1 protein-coding gene is annotated in these 219 nt (G+C 59.4%); it reads left to right on the top strand.

All coding sequences use genetic code 11. From position 1 onward, the window contains the following. A partial coding sequence (locus AC2A1E_RS24555) for a fimbrial biogenesis chaperone (protein ID WP_484385933.1) occupies positions 1 to 219 on the top strand: 219 nt, incomplete at both ends.

Genomic DNA, 219 nt, shown 5'->3' with positions numbered 1-219 from the left:
CGCATCAAGATGTTCTATCGTCCGGCGGGCCTGGCGGGTAATGCCAATGATGCCGCGAAGACCGTGACCTGGCGTGCCCAAGGCAACAGCGTACTGGCCTCAAACCCGACGCCGTTTTACGTGTCTTTTGTCAGCCTGAACGTGAACGGGAAAGAAATTGAAGGCGACATGATCGCCCCGCACGCGACCCAGACGTTTGCCCTGCCCGGTAAGACCGGT

The organism is Serratia sp. HNCC26DJ206, assembly GCF_057180605.1.
This window is presented reverse-complemented; position numbering and strand designations above follow the sequence as displayed.